The sequence below is a fragment of the Streptomyces sp. NRRL F-4489 genome (genome assembly GCF_001509485.1).
GTDB lineage: Bacteria > Actinomycetota > Actinomycetes > Streptomycetales > Streptomycetaceae > Streptomyces.
The window spans coordinates 1-356 of record NZ_LLZI01000185.1; the positions used below are offsets into that span (position 1 = coordinate 1).

Below are 356 nucleotides of genomic sequence, written 5' to 3' on the forward strand. Positions count from 1 at the left end.
GGCGCCGGGGGTCCCCGCCGTATCGCCGGGACGGTGTCCAGGAGCGGTCTGGTGCGGCGCACGGAGCGTTTGGCGAGGGTGTTCACCGTGGCGGAGGCGAGGGCCAGGGAGGCCACCCCGCGCAGTGCGGCCCGTCGGGCGGGCCGGCCGCCGAGCGCCGCCGCGCCGGCCGCGATCCCGAACCACAGCAGCCCGTGATCGGCGCTGCGGGTCAACCGGGGCAGTACGCGCTGGGCGCCCGGCCACTCGCGGGCGGCGATCCGGTCGAAGACGCGCCGGTCGAGGTCGAGGGTGGTGAGCAGGGTTCGCATGGGTCGCGTGTACCCGGGAGGAGGGGACCGTCTGCCGGGGCCCCC

Annotated in this window: 1 pseudogene; it reads right to left on the reverse strand. The window is 77.8% G+C overall.

Annotation, left to right across the window (positions count from 1 at the left end):
- Positions 1–311, reverse strand: a pseudogene (locus ADL22_RS14890) (phosphoesterase); the annotation flags it as partial.
- Between the last annotated feature and the right edge of the window lie 45 nt (positions 312–356).